Source organism: Streptomyces sp. NBC_01571 (assembly GCF_026339875.1).
In the GTDB taxonomy this organism is placed as follows: Bacteria; Actinomycetota; Actinomycetes; order Streptomycetales; family Streptomycetaceae; genus Streptomyces.
In genome coordinates, this window is record NZ_JAPEPZ010000001.1 from 8,482,392 (window position 1) to 8,503,279 (window position 20,888).

At 68.8% G+C, this 20,888-nt stretch carries 2 protein-coding genes; one reads left to right on the plus strand and one right to left on the minus strand.

Annotation, left to right across the window (positions count from 1 at the left end; all coding sequences use genetic code 11):
* The first annotated feature begins 16 nt into the window (after nucleotides 1–16).
* Nucleotides 17–19,282, plus strand: coding sequence for a helicase-like domain-containing protein (locus OHB41_RS38200; protein WP_266703895.1), 19,266 nt, complete (start codon nucleotides 17–19; stop codon nucleotides 19,280–19,282).
* Nucleotides 19,283–19,318: 36 nt separating this feature from the next.
* Here OHB41_RS38200 and OHB41_RS38205 read toward each other — a convergent pair whose 3' ends face one another.
* Entirely contained in the window at nucleotides 19,319–20,731 is a 1,413-nt protein-coding gene (locus OHB41_RS38205; RefSeq protein ID WP_266703897.1) for a PQQ-binding-like beta-propeller repeat protein, read from the minus strand.
* Nucleotides 20,732–20,888 lie beyond the last annotated feature (157 nt).

The window sequence follows — 20,888 nt, forward strand, 5'->3', positions numbered from 1 at the left end:
CGCGAACATCGCGGCCGTGCACGTCGTGCTGCGGCTGCGGGCGGAGGACCGGCCGGCCACCGATGCCGAGCGGCAGGTGCTCCAGCAGTGGACGGGCTGGGGCGCCACCCCGTACCTGTTCGACGAGCGCAAGAAGTTTGCCGCCATGTTCGCGGGCGAGCGCGCCCATCTGCGCGACATCCTGTCGGACGATGAGTACGCCAAGGCTCGCTCCTCGACCCTGAACGCCCACTACACCGATCCCGCCTACGCCCGCGTCGTCTGGCAGGCCCTGCAACGGTTCGGCGTACCGGCCGGAGCGCAACTGCGAGTGCTGGAGCCCGGCGTGGGCGCAGGGCGCTTCCTCGCCGATGCCCCCGCCGATGCCGAGATCGTCGGCGTCGAGGTCGACCCCATCACCGCGGCGGTCGCCCGCGCCCTCTACCCGAACGCGCAGATCCTCACCGAGTCCTTCGCCGACACCCGGCCACCCGAGGAGGACTTCGACGTCGTCGTCGGCAATGTCCCGTTCGGGAAGTACAAGGTCACCGACCGCAAGCACAACCCCGGGCGGCGCCACTCGATCCACAACCACTTCATCCTCAAGAGCCTGGCGCTCACCCGGCCCGGCGGCATCGTCGTCCTGATCACCTCCCGCTACACCCTGGACGGGACCGACGAGGCGCGTGAAGCCCGGGAACAGATGGCCGCAGTCGCTGACCTCCTGGGCGCCGTCCGGCTGCCCAGCAACTCCCATCAGGACGCTGCCGGCACGAATGTGGTGATGGACCTCCTCGTTTTCAGGCGTCGCGGAGAAGGGGAGACGCCTGCCGAAGCCGACTGGCTGACTGTTGAGCCGACGGTTCTGCCCGGAGCCCGAACCGGCGTTGCCTCCCAACCCATCGAAATCAACAACTACTTCGTGCAGCACCCGGAGATGGTGCTCGGCACACCCAAAGTCGATATCGTTCGATACGGCCCCAAACTGGTCGTCCAAGGGAACCCGCAGGCCGAAGCCGCTCTCGGCGCGGCCCTGGACCAAGTCGCGCAGCGCGCCCACGAATCGGGCCGTACCTTCACCGAGCGCATGGTCTTCCGCGGAACCCTGGAGAAATACGACGGTCTTCTGGAACTCGGCCCCGAGGGCACCTTCACCGAGATCCGCAACGGCCGGCCCGTCCCGCACGTACCCGCCAAGACTCAGGTCCGGGAGCTGCGCGAGCTGATCGGCCTGCGCGACATCGCGGTGGCCCTGCTGGACGAGGAGTCCGAGCACCACCTCATCACCCCGCGCATGACGCAGCTGCGGGCCGAACTCAACCGCCGTTACGACGCGTACGTGGCACGGTTCGGCCCGATCAACCGCTTCAAGGTCAACAACCCGCCGTCCGGCGAAGCAGATCAGGACGACAACGCGCCCGAGCGCCGGACCTACCCGCGCATGGGCGGGTTCCGCAACGACCCCTTCGCCCCGTACGTCTTCGCGCTGGAGAAGTTCGACGAGGACCACCAGAGCGCGGCCAAAGCCGACCTGTTCGCCAAACGGGTCGTTGCCCCGCCCGAGCCGCTGACCCGGGCGGACAGTGCGGAAGACGCGGCGCTGATCTGCTGGGACCAGTACAACGAAATCCGCCTCGACGTCGTGGCCGCCCTACTAGACTTGGACAGCGAACGCGCAGCACGTGAGGCGCTGGGCACCCTCGTCTACGACGATCCGGCCGGCGGCCTGGTGCGCCGCATGGAGTACATCTCGGGCAACGTCCGCCGCAAGCTCGCCGCGGCCGAGAAGGCCGCGGCAAAGGACCCCGCGTTCGCCGTCAACGTCGAGGCCCTGCGCGAGGTCATCCCCCGTGACCTGCAACCCGCAGAGATCCAGAGCCGGCTCGGCGCCGCCTGGGTCAGCGCCAAGTACGTACAGCAGTTCCTGCGCGAAATCCTGGAAGACGACGACATCAAGGTCAGCAACCTCGGTGCCCGCTGGAGCGTCAAGGGCGGAGAAAACGGGAGCCTGCTGGCCCGCACCGTCTGGGGTACTCAGGCCCGCTCCGCCCAAGCCCTTGCCAGCAACCTGCTCAACAACCAGGAAATCCTGGTCACCAGGAAAATACCGCCCGACGGCCAGATAGTGACGGACCGGCAGGCGACGGCATTCGCCCTGGCGAAGTCCAAACAGCTGGACGACCGCTTCCGGATGTGGCTGTGGGAAGACCCCGACCGGGCCGAGACCCTGCTGCGGTACTACAACGACCGCTACAACGCCATCGTCCCCCCGACCTACAACGGCGTGCAGATCACGGCCCCAGGACTGTCCAAGGCCTACACACTGCACCCCCACCAGAAGGCCGCGGTCGCCCGGATCCGCGCCTCCAGGCACGGCGTCGGGCTCTACCACGGCACCGGTGCAGGCAAGACCCTCGAAATGATCGTCGGCGGGATGGAACTGACCCGCCTCGGCCTCGCCAAAAAGCCGGTCTACGCCGTGCCCAAGGGTGTTCTGGGCCAGTTCCAGCGTGAGTTCCTCCAGGCCTACCCACGGGCCCGGATCCTGGTCGCCGACTCCTCCGACCTCACCGGAGAACGCCGGCACAAGTTCGTCGCCCGCTGGTCAACCGGAAACTGGGACGCGGTCATCATCAGCCACACCGCGTTCAAGAAGATCCCGATGTCCAAACCGGCCCGCCTGGACTACATCAACCGGGAGGTCAAGCGCCTGGAGGCGCACCTGGACAACGCTGATGGCGACGACAAGTACACCGTCAAGGACATCGAGAACCAGATCGCGACCCTGAAGGGGCGGATCGAGGACGAGCTCAAGACGCCGGGCGATTCGGGCGTCGAATTCGAGCGGACCGGCTCGACCTACATCTTCTACGACGAAGCGCACACCCTCAAAAACCTCCGGGTGATCTCCTCCATCCGCGAACTCGCCCTCGAAGGCAACCAGATCACCGCAGACATGGACATGAAACTGTCCTACCTGCGCAAGAACTATGGCGGCCGGGTGACGACCCACGCCACCGCCACGCCGGTGGACAACTCCCCGATGGAGATCCTGACCGCCATCAAATACCTCGGTCCCGACCTGCTGCGCGACGAGTGGGGCATCGAGGAGGACGACCAGTTCGTCTCCACCTTCATCCAGCCCGTCAACCGGGTCGAGATGAGCCCGGACGGCAACAGTTTCTCCACCCGGGCCCGTTACGCCCGCTACGTCAACCAGACCGAACTCAAACGCGTGTTGTTCACCATCGCCGACGTCAAGCTCAAGCGCGATCTCCAGCTCGGCGAACCCGCCATCATCGGCGGGGAGATGCGGATCCTGGAAGCCGAGGCCTCCCCGGAACTGCGCCAGCTCATGCAGTCGCTGGGCCGGCGGATGATGGGCATCCGCCTCGGCAGCCCTGACCTGAAGTACAACCGCAAGGGCAAGCTGGTCGAGGACAACACCCTGTGGATTTCCACGGACGGGCGTCTGGCCTCGCTCGACGTACGGCTGGTCAACAAGAGCACCGACGAAGCCCAGAAGGTCGACGTCGCCGCCGACGAGCTGTTCCGTATCTGGCAGCTGCACAAGGACGACGTCTACTACGACGACGACGGCAACGAGGAACCCAACCGCGGCAGCCTGCAACTCGCCTTCTGTGACCTCGGTGTGCCCGGACCGGACAAGGAGTTCGTGTTCTACGAGGCGCTGCGCGAGGCACTGACCGCTCGCGGCATGCCGGGCAGCCTCATCCGCTTCGACCAAGAGGCGAAGAACCCGCAGCAGAAGGCCCGTCTCGACAAGGACGCCCGCGAGGGGCGGATCGCCGTGCTGGTCGGCAGCCGCTCGGGCCTGGGGACCGGCCGCAACCTGCAAAAACGCGTCATCCACGTGATGCAGATCGACCCCACCTGGAAGGCCACACCGATCATCCAGAGCCTGGGGCGAGGCAAACGCCAGGGCAACCAGAACAAGGCAATCCACCACACCGCGATCATCACCAAGAAGTCGTACGACCCGTTCCTGTGGCAGAAGGTCGCCACCAAGCAGGCATTCGCCGAGGCCATCCTCGACATCAACGACACCAGCCGCATCCTGGAAGCCGCTGAGGACGGTGACGACGGACGCATCCCCGCCGGTGTGATGTTCGCCGTAGCTGCGGACAAGCCAGAGCTGGAACAGCTTGAGCGCGTCGAAGGCATGCTCGCCAAACTGCGCCTGGAGCAGCAGATGTGGCACGACGAGCAATTCGCCTACGAAGTCACCGGCGAGCAGGGGCGACGTCGCGTCCAGGACCTCAAGGCTCACATGCAGGAGGCCCGTGCCGCCATGGAGCGGCGCACCGCCACCCGAGGCGACGCCTTCACGATGACGGTCGACGGCCGCGCCTACGACGAGCGCCGGGAGGCCGGCGAGGCGCTGGCCCAGCGACTCGAACGGCTAGTCCGTGTCTCGGTCAACAGCGGCGGCCAGCCGCAGGACGCCTCCGTCGGGGAACTTGGCGGCATCCCGGTCCATGCCCTCGTACAGCGCAGCTTCGAGGGCCTGATCGTGGGGGTGTACTTCCAGAATGTTCCCGTCGACACCATCTGGCTGTCGGCGAGCGGCCTGGCCAAACAGGATCGCGTCGGCCTGATCCGCAAGCTGGAGAACGCCCTGGACGGCTTGGAGACCGTTCACGCCAAGGCAGAGCAGCACATCGCCCGGATCGAGGCGAACATCGCGCGGGCCAAGGCCCTGGTCGGCAAGCCCTTCCCGCAGCAAGCCGAACTCGACAAGATCGAAGCCCAGCACCGCAAGCTGACCAAAGCCCTCGGCGTGCAGGGAGCCGCGGAAACGAGCGAGCCAGAAGTCCACGACGCGGGGGTCACCGAAGCAGGCGCCGACCTGGTCGACGCAGCGGTCCACGACGCCATGGTCATGGCTGGTGGCTCCGCCGACGGCTGGGTGGAGGTCGATCCGGCAACCCTCACGCCCGACGACCTGAGCGAGACCACTCGCGGATTCCTGGAAGCGTTGGCCGACGGCACGCGTACCCGGGCCATACCAGATGCCGCGCCCGCCGGCTCGGATGCCCGTACGACGACGGGGCGCGCTGCGGTCGGCGCGGGCGGAGAACCTGGCCCTGTGGCCTCGGCCCCGTGGCCGTATCCGGATGAGGCTGCCGCCGTTGCGGGTGAAGACGCCGTCTTGGCGGACTTCGCCGCCTGGCAGAACTTGGACGTCGTCGAGGGGATGTCCGGCCGGGGCCAGGAACTGGCCGGTCACATGGAGCAGGCCGGGCTTGCGCTGGCTGAGGCCTTGCACCATGCGCGGGAGTCCGCCGACGAGACCCCTGTGCCCGGCGGCGATCCGTGGGCTCTGGATCTCTTCCATGGTCTTGCTCGCGCCTGCGAGGACTTCCTGTCCCACCTGGACTCCCCACGCTTCAAGCCCAACGCGACCGGGCGCGCGATGAGAGACGTCACGGAGCAGGTAGCCCGCTCCGCCCGCGAGCACATCACTTATGTTGCACCGCTGGAAGGCCGCCGACGCTCTGTACAGCCGACCACAGCTCCAGCGCATCCTTCCCCCTCACGTCAACCGGCCCCCGGCGCTTCTTCCCCCGAGACAGGCCGACCCTTCGATCCGGACCGCTGGTACCAGCACACCATGCTCGGCGGAACCCTCAGCGACTCCCGCGGCACATTCCTCAACGACATCGTGCAACAGCTCGGCCATGACGGGTCGGACGTCGCGATCGAACCGGACGCCACCGGCACGGTCGTGATCACTGGCCCGATGGGGTCGGTGAAGGTCACACCGCTCACCGAGGAGCTTCCTGCCAGCGTCGCCCAGGCGTACGAGGCGGCCATCGACCAACTCCTTCAGGACGCCCAGCGTGCTCTTCGCGGCAACGGCAGCCAGGCCGGCGACCTGTTCGATGCCTGGCTGACCGGCCAACTCGGGAGCCGGGCCACGTCGTTGAAAGCCGCCCTCGCAGGTGACGGCGACGAAACCGCGTTCCGACAGGCGATGCGGGTGCACTTCTACGAGATCGCGCCATGGGCCCACCCGGACACGGCCGACCGTCCCCAGCCGGGACCCCGACCACAGCACGAAACCGCAGCCGACGCCGAGCTGGCCGATGCCCCACCTCCGTCCCGTGCCCGCGCACCGGAACAGGCACCAGGTGACGCGGCCTCCGCGTCAGCAGGCACGCCAGCCGCGAGCCCGCCCGCCGCAGGAGACCACCGTCAGGACAGCCCGCCCACGGCAGACACCGCCCGGACAGCACAGGAACACCCAGGCTCCGCAGCCGAACCGGAGCCTGTCCCAGCGACGACACCACACGCGACCACCCAGCGCCCCGGGCACGTACCGAACACCCCCTATGCAGACCGCTCCGAGTCCTGGACTGCGGAGCAAGCGGCACTGACCGCCTACCGCCGATGGGTGTCCGACCATGCCGGGCGCCTGGCCACAGGTGAGCGGGCAGAAGGCCTGATGGCGGCGGCCGACACCGCGATGACCTCCAGCCGCAAGGGCCGGATCGCCCGCCTGCTCGGCGTGGAGCTGCCAACTGATTGGGCGCACCTGCTGCGCTTGGCCGACCACTGCCGTTCCGTGGTCGAACAGTGGGAGCGGGAAGACGGACGGAGCACCGAGGGGAACTGGGCGATCTACACGGCCCTGCGCGACCACGCGTCCCGGCACCGCAGCACCGTGGAGGACCGCAGCAGTGACGCCTACCAGCAGTGGGTCCGCTCCCCGGAACCCCTCACGCTCGACGAAGACGCCGTGGAATTCATCCCCGGCATCCTCCCGTGGGACCAATACACCGTCGCCGGTCCCCGGGGCCTGCGCGCCGGCCCGGTCAGCGGCCGTGACCTCGCGGCAGGCCTGGCACAACTCTCCGCCGACGGCACGGACCTGGAAGAGACCGAAGACGGACTCGTGGTCTCCGGCCCCGACGATTTCCGGTTCTCTGTTCAGCTCGCCACGGCACAACCGGCCACCCCCGCCGCGCCGTCCGCCACGACGCCCACACCAGCACCGCAACCGGCGACGAGCGACGTCCCCTCACCGGAGCCGGATGGGACAACCGATGCGGAGGCTGAGACTCCCGTAGCCACAGCCTCCGCCCCTCCTGAGAACGCGGCGGGCACCAGGCCAGAGGGCTTCGGCTCGGCACTGCCCCAGGTGGCGAACCTCGCGATCGTCCTCGAAGGCTACGCGGACCCCGCGGAACTGGTTGGTGGACGCCGCTACGTCGGTATGGCCGCCGAGCAGCTCCGGCGGGCCCTCGCACGACAGGAGAGCGACCCCCCGAGCGCGGCGCACCAGGATGCCGACGCGGCAGCCGCCGGGGTCATCGAGAGTGAACCGCGCACGCCCACCGACGTGTTCAGCATCTACGACCGCCTCGCCGGGACCGCCGTACAACTCGCGGACGACCCCCGACACGACGTGCGCACGGCCGCCCAGAAGGCCGTCCAGTACACGGAGCGCCACCTGGCCCGCATGCAGGCACGACCAAACGACCTCGCCGAGATGCTCCTGGACGCAGCCGACGTCGACGAGGATCACACCTCCGTCCTCGACCACCCCGACCCACTCCGGCTGACAGCTCCCTGGTACCAGGACAGCGCCGAGATCGGGCGGGCTCTGTCTGACATCTTCGACAGCTTCCCGAAGTGGCCGCACGCCTATGACGACCACGGCGGGCCGTACTCGGACCGGCTGCGCGGAGCCATGCTCATGCTGCGTCGGCCACACGACACGGTCGCCTCAGCCCTGACCGACTGGATGGAGGTCACTTCCCATGCCCTCGGCGCCGCGCAGGAGGCCGAGGCCGCCGGAGACGGAGTCAGCCGGTACGCGCTGCGCGACCTGGCGCGCAAGGCATTCCAGCACCACCAGCGCCTCGCGGCCCACGAGCTGGGCATGGAGGAGATTCCGTACGAGGCGGCCGATGACTTCGTCGGCGGCGCCAACAAGGCGGAGTCCGCGTGGAACTGGTGGATGGCGAGCGATACCGCCAAGGCGCTACGCGACATCAGGCCAGACGCATCCGGCGCCCGCCAGGCCCTCGACGCTGCCGGGGACACCCGGTATGCCGCCGATTTCGTCACGCTAGCCTCCGAGACCCTGGACGAGGTCAACCGGCACGTGACGGCGATGGCGCACGCAGCGTACGACCTGGTGCTGAGCCTGCCCGCCAGCTTCTACCGGCACCCCGACGACGCCAAGCGGCTGGGCGACCTCGTCCGCCGCTCCTACGAACACGCGGTCGCCTGCCGGGCCTCCACCGCACGCCCGGAGACGGTGGCCGCAGTGCAGGCAGGCGTTGCCCAGCGCCGTCAGCGGCTCGAAGCCGAACACGACCCCGTTCCCGAGCCGCAACAGACCCCGCCGTCCGCCGGCACCGTCCTGGAGATCGAGCACCACTACCGGGGCACCGTGGTCCGCGGCACCACCAGCGAGGACTCCGACGCGCCTATCCGTGCTGCTCTGGACCGCCACAAGTTCCGGTGGAGCCGCAACCAGGGATTCTGGTACCTGAAGCGGAACATGAGCCGCCCCACGCGGGACCTTCATGTACGGAATCTCACCGGCGAGCTGACCCGCATGGGACGCCCGTTCCGTATGGTCGAGGAACCCGAGCAGGACTCGGCCACCGAGATCGTCATCCCCGTTGGCGAGCCGTACACGTCGAAAGAGGATGCCCAGAACGACTTCTGGGAGATGTACGGCGCGCTGTCGGGACTGAAAGACACCCCGGCGGGCCGGCGTCTGATCGGACGGGGCATCACCGACCAAGGGGTGCAGACCCGCCCGGACGGCCAAGCGGTCTGGCTGGCCATGGAGGAGCTGTGTGACGGGCCAGTGGGACGCGTGAGTGATCCATTCACGCATCCGGCCGACACCGTGGTCGAGCGCTGCACCAAGCTCGCCCGCACCGTGCTGGTCCTCGCCCGGAATCTGGAGGAGGAGCGCTACAGGGCCCCCAAGGCGATGGGCCACTTCCGCAAGATGAACAAGTTCGCCGTGCAGTTGGCCTCGCGTATCACCGCGACCGCCCAGCACGGAAACGACTGGCAGGAGATCTTCGGGACTCCTGCCCTCCCGGCAGCACAGACCCAGAGCGAACGCCCGGAACCGGCCGGACAAGAGACCGCCCGCACCCCAGACAGCCCCCGTCACCCCGAGTTGCGTGAGGACGAGCAGGCCTCCGTGCCGACTGGCCAGATGGCTGGGAACGAGCCGGCAAAGGTGCAGCAGCGGCGCATCGAGATCACCGTGGCAGCCAGGAGCGCCGCAGGACACCTGCTGGTCAACGTCGCCATCCCCGCAGAACGCACCGGCGCCGCCCAAGAGGTTCCCGACCTACGCGGCGCCGACATACCGGGCCTGACCCTGCCCGCACATGCCGCGCTGCCCCTCCTGCAACGACCGGCAAAGCTCTCCGACTCACTCGTATCCGACGAGGAGGTCGATACCTGGCTCAGCGAGCGCCTGCCCGACAGCCCGGTAGCACCGGCCTGGAACGCGCCCGCCGTGCGCGCGGTCATCCAGCAAACGGTCCGCGATCTGCTGCGCGACTCCATGGCCCCCGACCACGAGGACGTCGCGGCGTGGCTGGTGAACGCGGCGAGCGAGAACCCTGCCCTGGTCCAGGCCGCGCACGCCAACAATCAGGCCGACTTCCGCGCTGTCTTCGCGACCGCCGCCGACGAACTGATCACGGACGGCGGCTCGGAACACCTGCTGTGGACCTACCTCAAGGAGGACGGACGCCGCCAGGTCCTCGATCTGGCATGCCCCCGTGCACACCGGGAACTGCGAGCGCAACCCGTGGCGCCCGTGCCGCAGGAGCCCGGCCCGCCCGTGCCCGATGAACAGTCGGCGGCTTCGCCCGCTGTCGACGAGAACGACCGCGAGCGCAAGCGTGCCGAGTTTCAGGCCGAGAGCGCCCGCTGGGCCGCCGGGATGCGCGACGACGCCCAGAAACGCGCCGTACGAGCGGCCCTCGCCGATGACCATCTCCGGGCACTGCTGGCCGACGGGCGCCCACGCGAGGAAGCCCGTGAGTTGTTCATGGCCTGGCTCGGCAGCGCCGATCTGTCGGCGACCGGCGCAGGGGGTGACAGGTTCCGGGACTGGTTCCGCCATGACCAGCAGGAAGTGCAGGAGCAGTACGCGAAAGGTGCCTTCGAGCAGGTGTACTACGCGGCCCTAGCCGCAGCACCGAATGATCAGCCCGCCGAAGCAGGCGCAGCGCGCCAAGCCGGCGCAGTGACGGCCGAATCGGCGACATCATCTGCCGCGAGCAAGAGCCGACAGACCACCACTCCGCGCAACAGCAGCACCGCCGAGCCCTCGGCCCAGGCGGTCGGTGGGGCCTTGACCGGTACGCTCACCGGGCCGTCCCTGGCCGAAGAGCACCTGCATTCACTGCCTCTCGGTCCCGAGCACCGACCTGGTGAAGACGTCCGTCTCGCCGTGCTGGCGACACTGCCCTTCCGGGACGGACGAGTTCGCGACGCGCTCCTGCTGCTGCAGCAAGTGGAGGACGATGGCGACGATCTCCTCGTGTACGGGGCGCAGATCGTGCCCGCGAACGATCACGTCGTCAGCACCGTGGATGGCCGCTGGACCCCTGAAGACCTGCTGTTCCTACCCGACACCTGCGTACTGCCGCTCGCACGCCCGATCCCTTGGGCAGAAGCCGAGTCCCTGGTCGCAATGCCGTACGAGGAGGCAGTGCGGTGCCTTCCCCTGACCGGCGCAGACGACGGCAACCGGCACCCGCCGGAGGCACTCGCGCCGACGGAGAGCCCCTCTTCTGCGGATGAGGCGGACCCGGCCGAGGTACCGACCACCGCGGCGGTGACCGCAGACCCGGAACATGCCACCCCCCATGCTCCCCAGCAGATCGCGCCCGCTGGGCCTGAACCCGTCGACACTCAAAAGCTGTTGAGCAGCGCCGTCGAACCGCTTACCCAGGATCACCTTCGTGCACTGCCCCGCTACGACGAAAGCCCCCCGAGCGACGCGGAGATCCAGTTCGCAGTCGTAGCCACCCTCACCTATCCCAACGGCGTGATCCCCGACGCCGTGATCCTGCTGCAAGCCGCCGAGGAAGACAGGCGGTACGGCGACGCGCTGCACGGTGTCCTGATCGCCCCAGAGAGCAAACTCGCACTCACCTCCAAGACGGGGTACACGGTGCTCCCCCGTGACCTGCTTCATCGAACCAACGCCCGGCTGCTGCCACTTGAGGACGGACTGACCTGGGAGCAGGTGGAGGAACTCGTCCGGCTGCCCTACGCGCAGGCCCTGGGACGGCTGCCGCTCGCCGCCCAGAACACCCCCTCGACAGGCACACCCGCACGGAATGCCCAGCAGAAGGCCGACCAGCCCGAGCAAGGGACCGCACCACTTCAGGAACTGATCGGCGCCCTCGGAGACCGCGTCGTCATCGGTCACATCGGCCCCAGCAGCCCCGCGCAGGCAGGGAAAGCCGCACCGGCTACGGCACCGGAACCCGCACCTGCACCGATGTCCCCGGCCGACGAGCAACAGGAGGAGAGCGTGACGTCGACCGAGCCGGAGACGGCGGCCGAAGGACCCTGGACGAGCCGAATCAAGATCGTCAGCGATGCGACCGGTACCTACGTCACGGGCACAACAGGCGCCCCCGCGGAAGACGGCCTTCGCGAGCTGCTGAAGCGGGACCGCAACTTCAAGTACGAGAAGGGTCGTTGGCGCTACAACGGCATGCGCGGGCAGAAAGAGCAGCTCCTGGGAGAAGTCCGGGCCTTCCTCACGGCCCGGGACGCCCAGGAAGGCGCGGTCGCGGCCGTGGCCAGCGGGAAGTACCCGCCAACCGCTCAGCAACAGGCGATCATCGATGCGGCCGTCGAGGGCAAGCACGTTGCTGTCCAGGCGCTCGCGGGCACCGGGAAGACCTCGACGTTGGTGATGATCGCCGCGCAGATGCTGGAGCGGCGCATCGGCTATATCGCCTTCAACCGGGCTATCGCCGACGAAGCGGGCCAGAAGTTCGGTCGCAACGTCACCGCCCGGACCAGCCACTCCTTCGCACTGCAGGATCTGCGCAACACCCCCTACCGGCAGAAGGTGTCCATCGCCGGCTCGCGCAACAGCGGCGCCCGGCGTCCCAAGGACGTCGCGGCAGCGCTCGGCATCACCGCTGAGATACGGGTCGGCGACCGCGACGGCAACCTCCAGCACGTCGGGCCCGAGGACATCGCCAAGATCGTGATGGGGGCGCTCCGCCGCTACCGGCAGAGCGCTGATGTCGAACTCGGGCGCCAGCACCTCGGGGAGAAGTGGGCGCACGTCCCCGCCGCGCGCACGCTGCTGGGGTACGCCCGCCGGGCCTGGGCGGACATCGCGGATCCGAACAGCAACAAGATCTTCTTCGATCACGACGACTATCTGAAGATCTGGGCCCTGTCAGACCCGCGCCTGAACTTCGACACGATCTTCTTCGACGAGGCCCAGGACATCAATCCTGTGCTGCGGAAGGTGATCCAGGACCAGGACGCCCAGATCATCGTCGTCGGCGATAGCAATCAGGCGATCTATGAATTCCGCGGTGCCGTCGATGCTCTGCGGGACTGGCCGGCCGACGTGGTCTTGCCCCTGACACAGAGTTGGCGGTTCGGCCCCGCCGTCGCCGAGGTGGGCAACGCCTACCTCGCCCTCCTCGAATCCGACCTCCGGCTGGAAGGCGCACCCACCCTCGACACCGTCCTGGGCACCGTCGAAGAGCCCGATGCGATCCTGACCTACAGCAACGTCGGCGCCATCTCTGCCGTCTTCGCGGGATTCGAGGCCGGCAAGCGCGTGGCACTCGTCGGCGGCGGCCGGGACATCGAAGACATCGCCCGGGCCGCCCGGGATCTCCAGCAGGGCCGCCGCACCAAGCACCCCGAACTGTCGGCCTTCGACAACTGGAACGAGGTCAAGGAGTACGCCGAATCCGACGAGGAAGCGAGCACCCTGCAGACGTTCGTACGGCTCGTCGACCGCTACACACCCCAGGGCCTGATCAACATGATCCGCGACCTGGTCCCGGAGCAAGCCCGTGACGAGGAAACCCGCCCCGAACTGGTCGTCTCCACCGCCCACAAGTCCAAGGGCCGCGAATGGGACCAGGTCCAGGTCTGGAGCGACTTCCCCCAGCCCAAGGAAGACGCCAAGACCGGCGAACTCATCCTGCCCGCACCGGACAAACTGCGCCTGGCCTACGTGACGGTGACCCGGGCGAGGAAACGGCTCGGCATAGGATCCCTCGGCTGGATCCACACCATCGGCGCTCTCGCGGACACCGTCCCGACCGAGATCGCTGCCACCCCGGCACCCGAGCAGGCCGCCCCCACCCCCGTCGTCGCTGACGAGACTGCCGCACCTGAACTGCCCCTGCCCCCAGCGTCCGTTGAGAGCGGGACGCCCGACGCTGTCCCCGAAGAGCAGCCGGAGCCCATGGTCAGCGAGGCGTCAGACGACGAGCCCGCAGCCTCGGTTCACCAGGCCGCTGCAGCCTCCGCAGAGACTGCCGACCCTGATGCGACCGACGACACCGAAGCCGCGATGTGGGACACGGCACGGCCTGAAGAGACGGAGGCCGGCCCTGAGTGGCAGCCCGAGCCGACCGCCCCCATCTGGGAGGATGCTGGCGAACCACTTATCGGCGCCGACCAGCCGTCCATGTTCGCCAGCCAGGCAGACGATCTGCCCGCCGACGAGCAGACGGCCACCCCTTCCGTGCAGGACGCCGAGCCGGGCATCGCGCCCTTGCCCTGGGACGACCAGAAGATCAAAAAGCGCGGTACAGCAGGAATCCGCCGTGGACAGAAGAACGAGATCCCCAACCTCGCCCGCGAACTGCGTGAGGCTCTCGGCGACAACCAGGTCCGCGACATCTGGGAACAGGACAACCCCTGGGCCCAGTTCGAGGAGAACCTTCGGCACACCCAGCACGAACTCGCGCAGCCCGACTCCGCCCTGAGCTCCCTGGTGACCCAGGCTGCGGAACAACTGCGCGCCCAGATCGACCAGCTCGCCGTTGAGGCCTTCAACAGCTTCGAGACCCTGATCCAGGCCCGCGCTGACGACCCGGACCAGCTGGCCGAACTCGACACCCAGCTCGCTGAAGCGCACCGCCTGCCGGAACTCACCGACCCGCTGGTTCGCCAGTCCCTGATCCTCTGCCTGGAGGCCGTGGACGACATCGAGCGCGCGGCGCGCAGCCGCAAGGTCAAGGCCGCCGCCGCACGGGATGCCCTGGAGCAGGTCATGGGGCTCGCCGGCACCTCGTACAGCCCCGACGGCCAGCAGGTGTGGCCGAACGTCGACGCGGCTCTGGCCCCGGTCAAGGTACAGGTGGACCGGGCCCGCGAACGCATCGCCGAGTTGTCCAACTCGACGGTCACCGAGCAGTACGCTCGCCTCCGCGCCCTCATCGCCACCCACGAGGCGCAGCCGGCTGCGGAGCTCCAGGACGAGGACGCCCCGGCACCCGTCCCCGAGGCCGGCGAGAACACCGGCGAGCCTCCGGCCCCCGCCGAGCAGGAGGAGCGCACCCCCGAGCCACTGAGTGACCGGGACATCGCTGAGGCGCTGGGCAAGATCAGCCCGTGGGACTTCGGCAAACTGATCTTCGAAATGGACCAGAAGAGGAGGGCGACTCCGCAACTGTACGAGGGCTGGATTCGCCTGCCGTCGGAGCCTGGTTACAACGAGGCGGGCAACGAATTTGCCAGTGCCTACTCCCGAAGCGGCTCCATCGAGATCGAGGTCAAGACCTCTGACGACGCCGAGACGACGATCCGCGCCGGCCGGCTGACCCTGGCCAAGGCCCTTGCGTGGCTCCGTCCGGCTCTGCCGCCGGAACGGCGTCAGCTGGTGGCGGCAGCATGGCGGACCAGGAACGCCATGGCCCGCAGTGAGCTGGGCTTCGAGGTCATCGGTGAATCGGGCCGCTGGAAGGCAGCCGACAAGGAACTATGGCGCATCCTCGTCGACACCAATGCGACCGTGATCAAGGAAGCCTTGCAAGTTCACCTCACGGGTACCGCGGACGAACGAGTCTCCCGGATCCGGGCCGCCGAGAACTGGGAACAGGGGCAGATGCTGCCGATCGACTTCGGCGGCATGGAGGACTCGTTTGCCGACATTGCCACGTTGGAGCGGGTGACCGCGCTCAGGGCAGTACTGCCTGACCGGTTCAAAGGCGCCTGCCGCCTCAGCGAGCTCGCACCGGGTGACTGCATCACCGGCGTGTCCGAGGAACGGCTGCCGTTCCTCGTACGAGAGCGCCCCGCCGTCGCAGCAGACACTGAAGTCTTCATCGTCGGGGACCTCGTCGTCGGGCCGGGTGATCTGCGTCCCTACACGTGGGAAACCGGTGGCTACCCGGACGACCATGTCGAGCCTCTCCTTCTGCCCGAGTCGCTGGCCGGGCTCGTCGACGTGCCCGCCGATGCACCACAAACTGTTGCTGTTCCCATGCCAGCCGCTTCCGCTCCGGCAGAGGCCGCGCCAACGGCGGCGGAAGCGGTGCCGCAGACGGTGCCCTCCGCTGCTGGATCGGCAACCACCGAGCCGGACACCGCAGCCGGGCCCGAAGAAGTCACTGACGCCTCCGAGCACCAGCCCGAGGCGCCGGCGGCGACTGAGGCCACCGACCCGGCTCCCGGCGCCGACACAGGGGCGAGCAGGGGACAGGTCCCCCAGAGCGAACCCGCCGCTCCGACTGCCCAAGACGTCCCCGATGCGACTTCGGCGATGCAGGCCACGGCCCCAGAGCGGGGCACGGACACCCCTCCGGCGCAGACGCCATACAGCCTGTTGGAGGAATTCCTCACGGACCTGTATGTCACGGAACGGCGCTACAAGGCATGGGCAGCTTCAGCCACGGGCCAGTCACTCTTGTCGGAGGCTCAGGAGCTCCAGGAGGAGACGGGTCTCGCCGACTCCAATGAAGCAGCCCTCGTCCAGACCGTATTCCGCGGCGTGGTTCTCGCGGCTACGAGCACATCCCCCTCAGGGGATCGCGTGCTGGACGCCTGCCGAAGGTTGCAATCAACCGTCGCGGAGGCTGGGCGCTCCTTGGCAAGTCGCGGGGCGTTCGTGTCAGACGACGATCGACAGCTACTGCTTGCGATGTACAGCCAAGGGCAAGAGCAGCTCGCGCGCCTGGAGGCCACCAGGGACGTTCAACGACTGCTCGATAGCGAAGACGACGGGGCCTGGGCACAGGCCGCCGAGGATGTTCGACGACTGCTCGGCGCTGAAAACGACGATTCCTGGCTGCTGACGCGCTACAAGGAAGCCCACCCCTCGGGGCAGAGGACAGTCGGCGGACCATCCGAGTCGGTGTCTGCGGATGAGGCGAAGAACGCTGTCGGGGAGATCGAGTCGGCGGCGACGGATGGGGCAACAGCCGCAGACACTGACACCGTCCCGGTGGGCACTGTGACCGACTCCGAGTCGGCTGCGGTGGATGAGCCGGAGACGTTCCGAGCAGTCGAGCTGCCGGAGACAGAGGACGAGCCGGCGCAGGAGACTGTGGCCGATCGTGCCCCTGCCGTCTCCGCGCCCGAGACTCCTGCCGAGTCCGAACCAGCCGCCACACCCCCCGCCGGGGCGCCGCCGGAGCAGGAAAGCGACGACTTCGACTTCTTCAGGGACGTCATCGGCGATGACCTGGTCGTCAACGGCGTCGTCTACAGCAGCGCCGAATGGGAGCCGGACCCGGAAGAGGGCGTCCGTCGCCGCACCGACGAACAAGACGAGCCGGTGTCCGCCGAAGAACTGGCAGCGATGGAAGTGGACCAGGAGTACGAGGCCCTGATCGAGGAGGAACGCATGGCTGCGGCCGAAGCAGTCACGGGAGAACCAGAAGTTCCGGGGCAGGACGACTTCGACCGGCACTTCGAGGACATCGTCGCCCTCTTGCGCAGCGCAGAAGCCCCGGCCGAGACACAGGCCCCCACTCCCCGGCCCCGGTTCAGCGCCGAGGACGAACAGCGGCTGCGGGAACAGTACGCCGCCACTCGGCAGGCGCTGTCCGGGATCCTCACCAGCATCGACGCAGACCCGATCCTGCCGACGGCCGAGGACCCGGCGGTCGAGGCTGGTGACGCCAACGCCCTCGAAGCGGCGATGGGCAACGCCGAGGCCGAGGCGGGCTTCTACTGGGGCACCCCTGAATGGACGATGATCCGCTCGATCGGCCAGGCAGGACAGCAACTCCGCGGAGCCGTCCGGGAGGCATTGCTGACCTACGCCGAGACGACACTGCGCGACATCCGCGCGCACGGCATCAACCGGACGATCGAAGCCCGTACAGCGCGGGCTATCTCCCACGGAGCGATGCACCTGGCGCGGCGCCTGGAACGGTCGGGCCAGCGTGACTCGCGTGGCTGGCGGGCGGTATGGGGACTTCACCGGGCCGCCGCGACCCGCGCGGACCGGCTGACCGGGCTGCTGCCCGCCGGCCAGCGCATCGACCTGGCCGACCAGCTGGGCCGCGCCTGGCACTGGTTCACTGAGCGGCTCGCCGCCCGGCGCTCGGGCACGGGCAACACGGGCGGCAACGACCAGGGCCGCATGCGCGCGATGCTGTCGAACAGCGTCGAGTCGATCCGCGGCATCTACGGTGCGGTCTCGGAGCGTCTCGGTGCCCTGACACAGCATCCGGTGTGGCGCCGGATCGCATCCGTGTGGTCCGCGGTGCGCGAAGCCGTCAACAACGGCTGGCTCGGCGTGGGCCGCTTCATGGCCGACCGTCAAACCCTGGGCACCGGGCGGGCGTTGTGGGTCCGCACCCTGGAGATCATCTCGTCCGGGGCACAGGCACTGATCAACCGGCTGGCCGCGAACGGCGGCCGGAACGGACTGCGGTGGAACATGCTGCGTGTCCTGCGCCACGCTGCCGAAGACCACATCGCCCACATCCACGGTCACCTGCCCGAGGACGTGAGCACTCCACTGGGCACCTACGAATCCGCCGTCGACGAAGCTGCCGAGCAGACGCCCGCAGTCGGCGAGGAGAACGCACCGCAAGCGCCCACGCCGGGAGGACCTTCCGCAGCAGAGACCGAGCCCGCGCCGGTGGGCGAGAGCCTGGCGGGAGATCCGGACCGTTTCCGTGCGGTCGTGCTCCAGGTGGCAGCGAAGGAGTACACCCTGGCGCTGGACCTGAGCTACGACTACGGCATCCCGGCAGCCGAGGCCGACGCCCTGCTGACTCGGATGGAGGAACTCGGCATCGTCGGGCCCCAGCGTGAAGGCGGAGTCCGGGACGTCCTGGTCACGCCCAGCGAGGCGGAGAGCCTCATGGACGCGAGCCCCGCGCCCGACAGCTCCGCACCTCGATGGCAGCCGGCCAACGAACCACTGTCCCCGGCCTGGTTCGACGAGGTCAGGACCGCCGTACGACGCGACGTCCAGCCCGATCGCGGGCTGTCCCGCCGTGACTTGATGAGCCTGCTCAACCACGAGAACACGCGACCGGGCAACAGGACGGACGCCGGCCGCCGCGCGAACGAGTGCGTCGACCTCTTCCTGCAGGGCCGCGGCGACGAGGTACCGCAGCACCTGGCGGGCGAGGGCTTCGTTTACGTGCGGGGAGAAGCGAACAGGGACTGGACGCTCCGGGAGGCCGCACCCGCCCCGGCCTCGCCGGTGCCTGCCAGCGGGCAGGCACCGGCAGCAGGAGAACAGGAGGCCGCCGCCGGGCCGCAACTTCCGCGTCGGCGTCGGCCGACGCCGACGGACGGTCCGTCGAAGATCGAGCAGGCGGCTTCCGGACGGCGGCGGCAGCCGTCCTCCACAGGGGAGGACCGGCGGGCGGTCACCGTGAACACCTTCGCAGCCCAGGCTCAACGGATGCAGGACCGCGCGGACTTCGCGCGGGCTGCCGCGACCAGCCCGGCCGAGGAACGGGCCGCGGGCGTCCTGCAGACCATCGCGGCGAACTCGCGGGCCACTGCCGACAAGATCGCCGGAGCGGCACCCGCGGGAGGACCACCGGCTTCTCCGCAATCCGGGCTGACCGCCGAGGCCTTCCTTGCGGCGCTGCGGACCACGGCTCAGGCGCGGGGGGCACAGATCCCCGACGATCTGCTGGCCAGTGCCATGGAAGCGGCCCAGGAGGCGGTCGCCGCGGTGCCGCAGCGTTCCGCAGGCTCCACCCCTGCGGCGCCACGCCCGTCACGCCGGGGACAGGCCGAGCGAGAGCAGGCCGAGCACCGACTCCAGGGGCAGCAAAATGCCCCGAGCGGCGTCGGCCGCAGGTAGGGCGCGACGATGCTCGGGGCTCAGCGCGGTGGGAGGTCAGGAACCGGGATAGACCGCGACCACGTCGCGGGTGCGGAAGACGCCGTGCCCGCCCGACGCCACATAGACCGGGACCTCGGACGCTGCGGGCAACGCCGTGGCCGTCCCGCTGCGCAGGCTGACACGAGCCGAGTCGTGCTCGGGCGTGTCCGTCCCGTCCTGGGCGATCGGCAGCCGCCCGTACAGGGAAGTGGCTTCCGTGTCGTCGACGACGTGCACGATCCCGTACGCCGTGCCGTCGTCGGCCACGGCGGTCAGATCGATGCCCTTGGTGCTGGCAGTGCTGGTGAAGCAGTGCCCGCGGCCGGTGGAAAGGTCGAACCCCACCTGCCCGGAGACGAGGAAGTCACCGTTCGGCGAACGGTGGATGGAGGACTGCGCGGACCCGGGCTGAAGGGTGATCGCGTCGGCGGACGTACAGCTCACCTGCGCCTTGATCTTTCCGGTCGAGAGATCGTGCACCGCCAGGATGGTCCTCTTCGGGGCGGAGAGCGTGGGCGGGTCGGTCTGGGTGTCGCTGGTGTGCCAGGCGGCCACCAAGTACGGCCCGGTGACCGCGAGCGGGATGCCGACGTGCATGCCGCTGGGCGCCACGCTGGTGCTGTTCCAGGCGTCACCGACCTGGAATCCGTACGTGCACGGGGTGCCGCCCTCGGCCCACTGGTCGCAGCCGTCCTGCTGCTGGAAGGCGGAGACGACTCCCTGGGAGGTGGCGAAGGCCGGAGAGGCCTGTACGGAGCAGGATCCCGAGCCGCAGCCGGAAACCGTCACCGACCTTTTTTGCACGCTGCGCTCGGCGCCCGTGGCCGCGTCGATCGCGACGGCCTTCTCGTGGACGCCGTCGGTCACCGGGCCGACCAGGATGCCGGAGTCGGTGGCCGTGAAGGAGGCGGCGGTGTCGTCAGGCGCCGCCAGGTCGAGGTGATGGGCGGCGGTCGCCTTTTTGGCCGAGTCCGCCGCGATGACATCGATCGTGGTCGTGCGGCGCGACGTACTCAGGCCGCTTCCGCTGGTCTTGCCCTGGCGGGCCAGCACCACCTTCTCCCCGGCCTTGCCCTCCTGAACGAAGACACCGGCACGGACGCCCGTGAGGGCCTTAGGGGTGAAGGTCCACACGGTCTTGCCGCTGGCGAGAGCGAAGGCACGCACGCGCGAGCCGTCGGCGGCTGCCTGAATCACCAGACCGCTCGTGGGAGCGACAGCGACCAGAGGGAAGCCGCTGGATCCCGGCTCGGCATCGGTGGCCTCGGGGCTCGCCGACGTACTCCAGCCGGTCTCCGTGGCGAAACCGTCAGGGACCGGGAGCCGGACCGGTGCCGCGGCCTTGTGTGTCGCCCCGGCGGTCGGATCGGCCTTGCCGCCCGAATCGCTGCTGCAGCCGGCCAGCGTGCCGAGGACAAGTGCAGCCATTCCCGCAGCGAGGGCCCGGTGTGGTGCGCGGCTCGATCTTGTTGCCGAGGACGCGCTACCCGCACCGGTCGGCACGGGTATGGAGCAGTCAGTCATCAAGTCCTCCGTTCTGGGACGTGCATCGCAGGCGGTCGAAGCCACACTCTCACACTTTTCG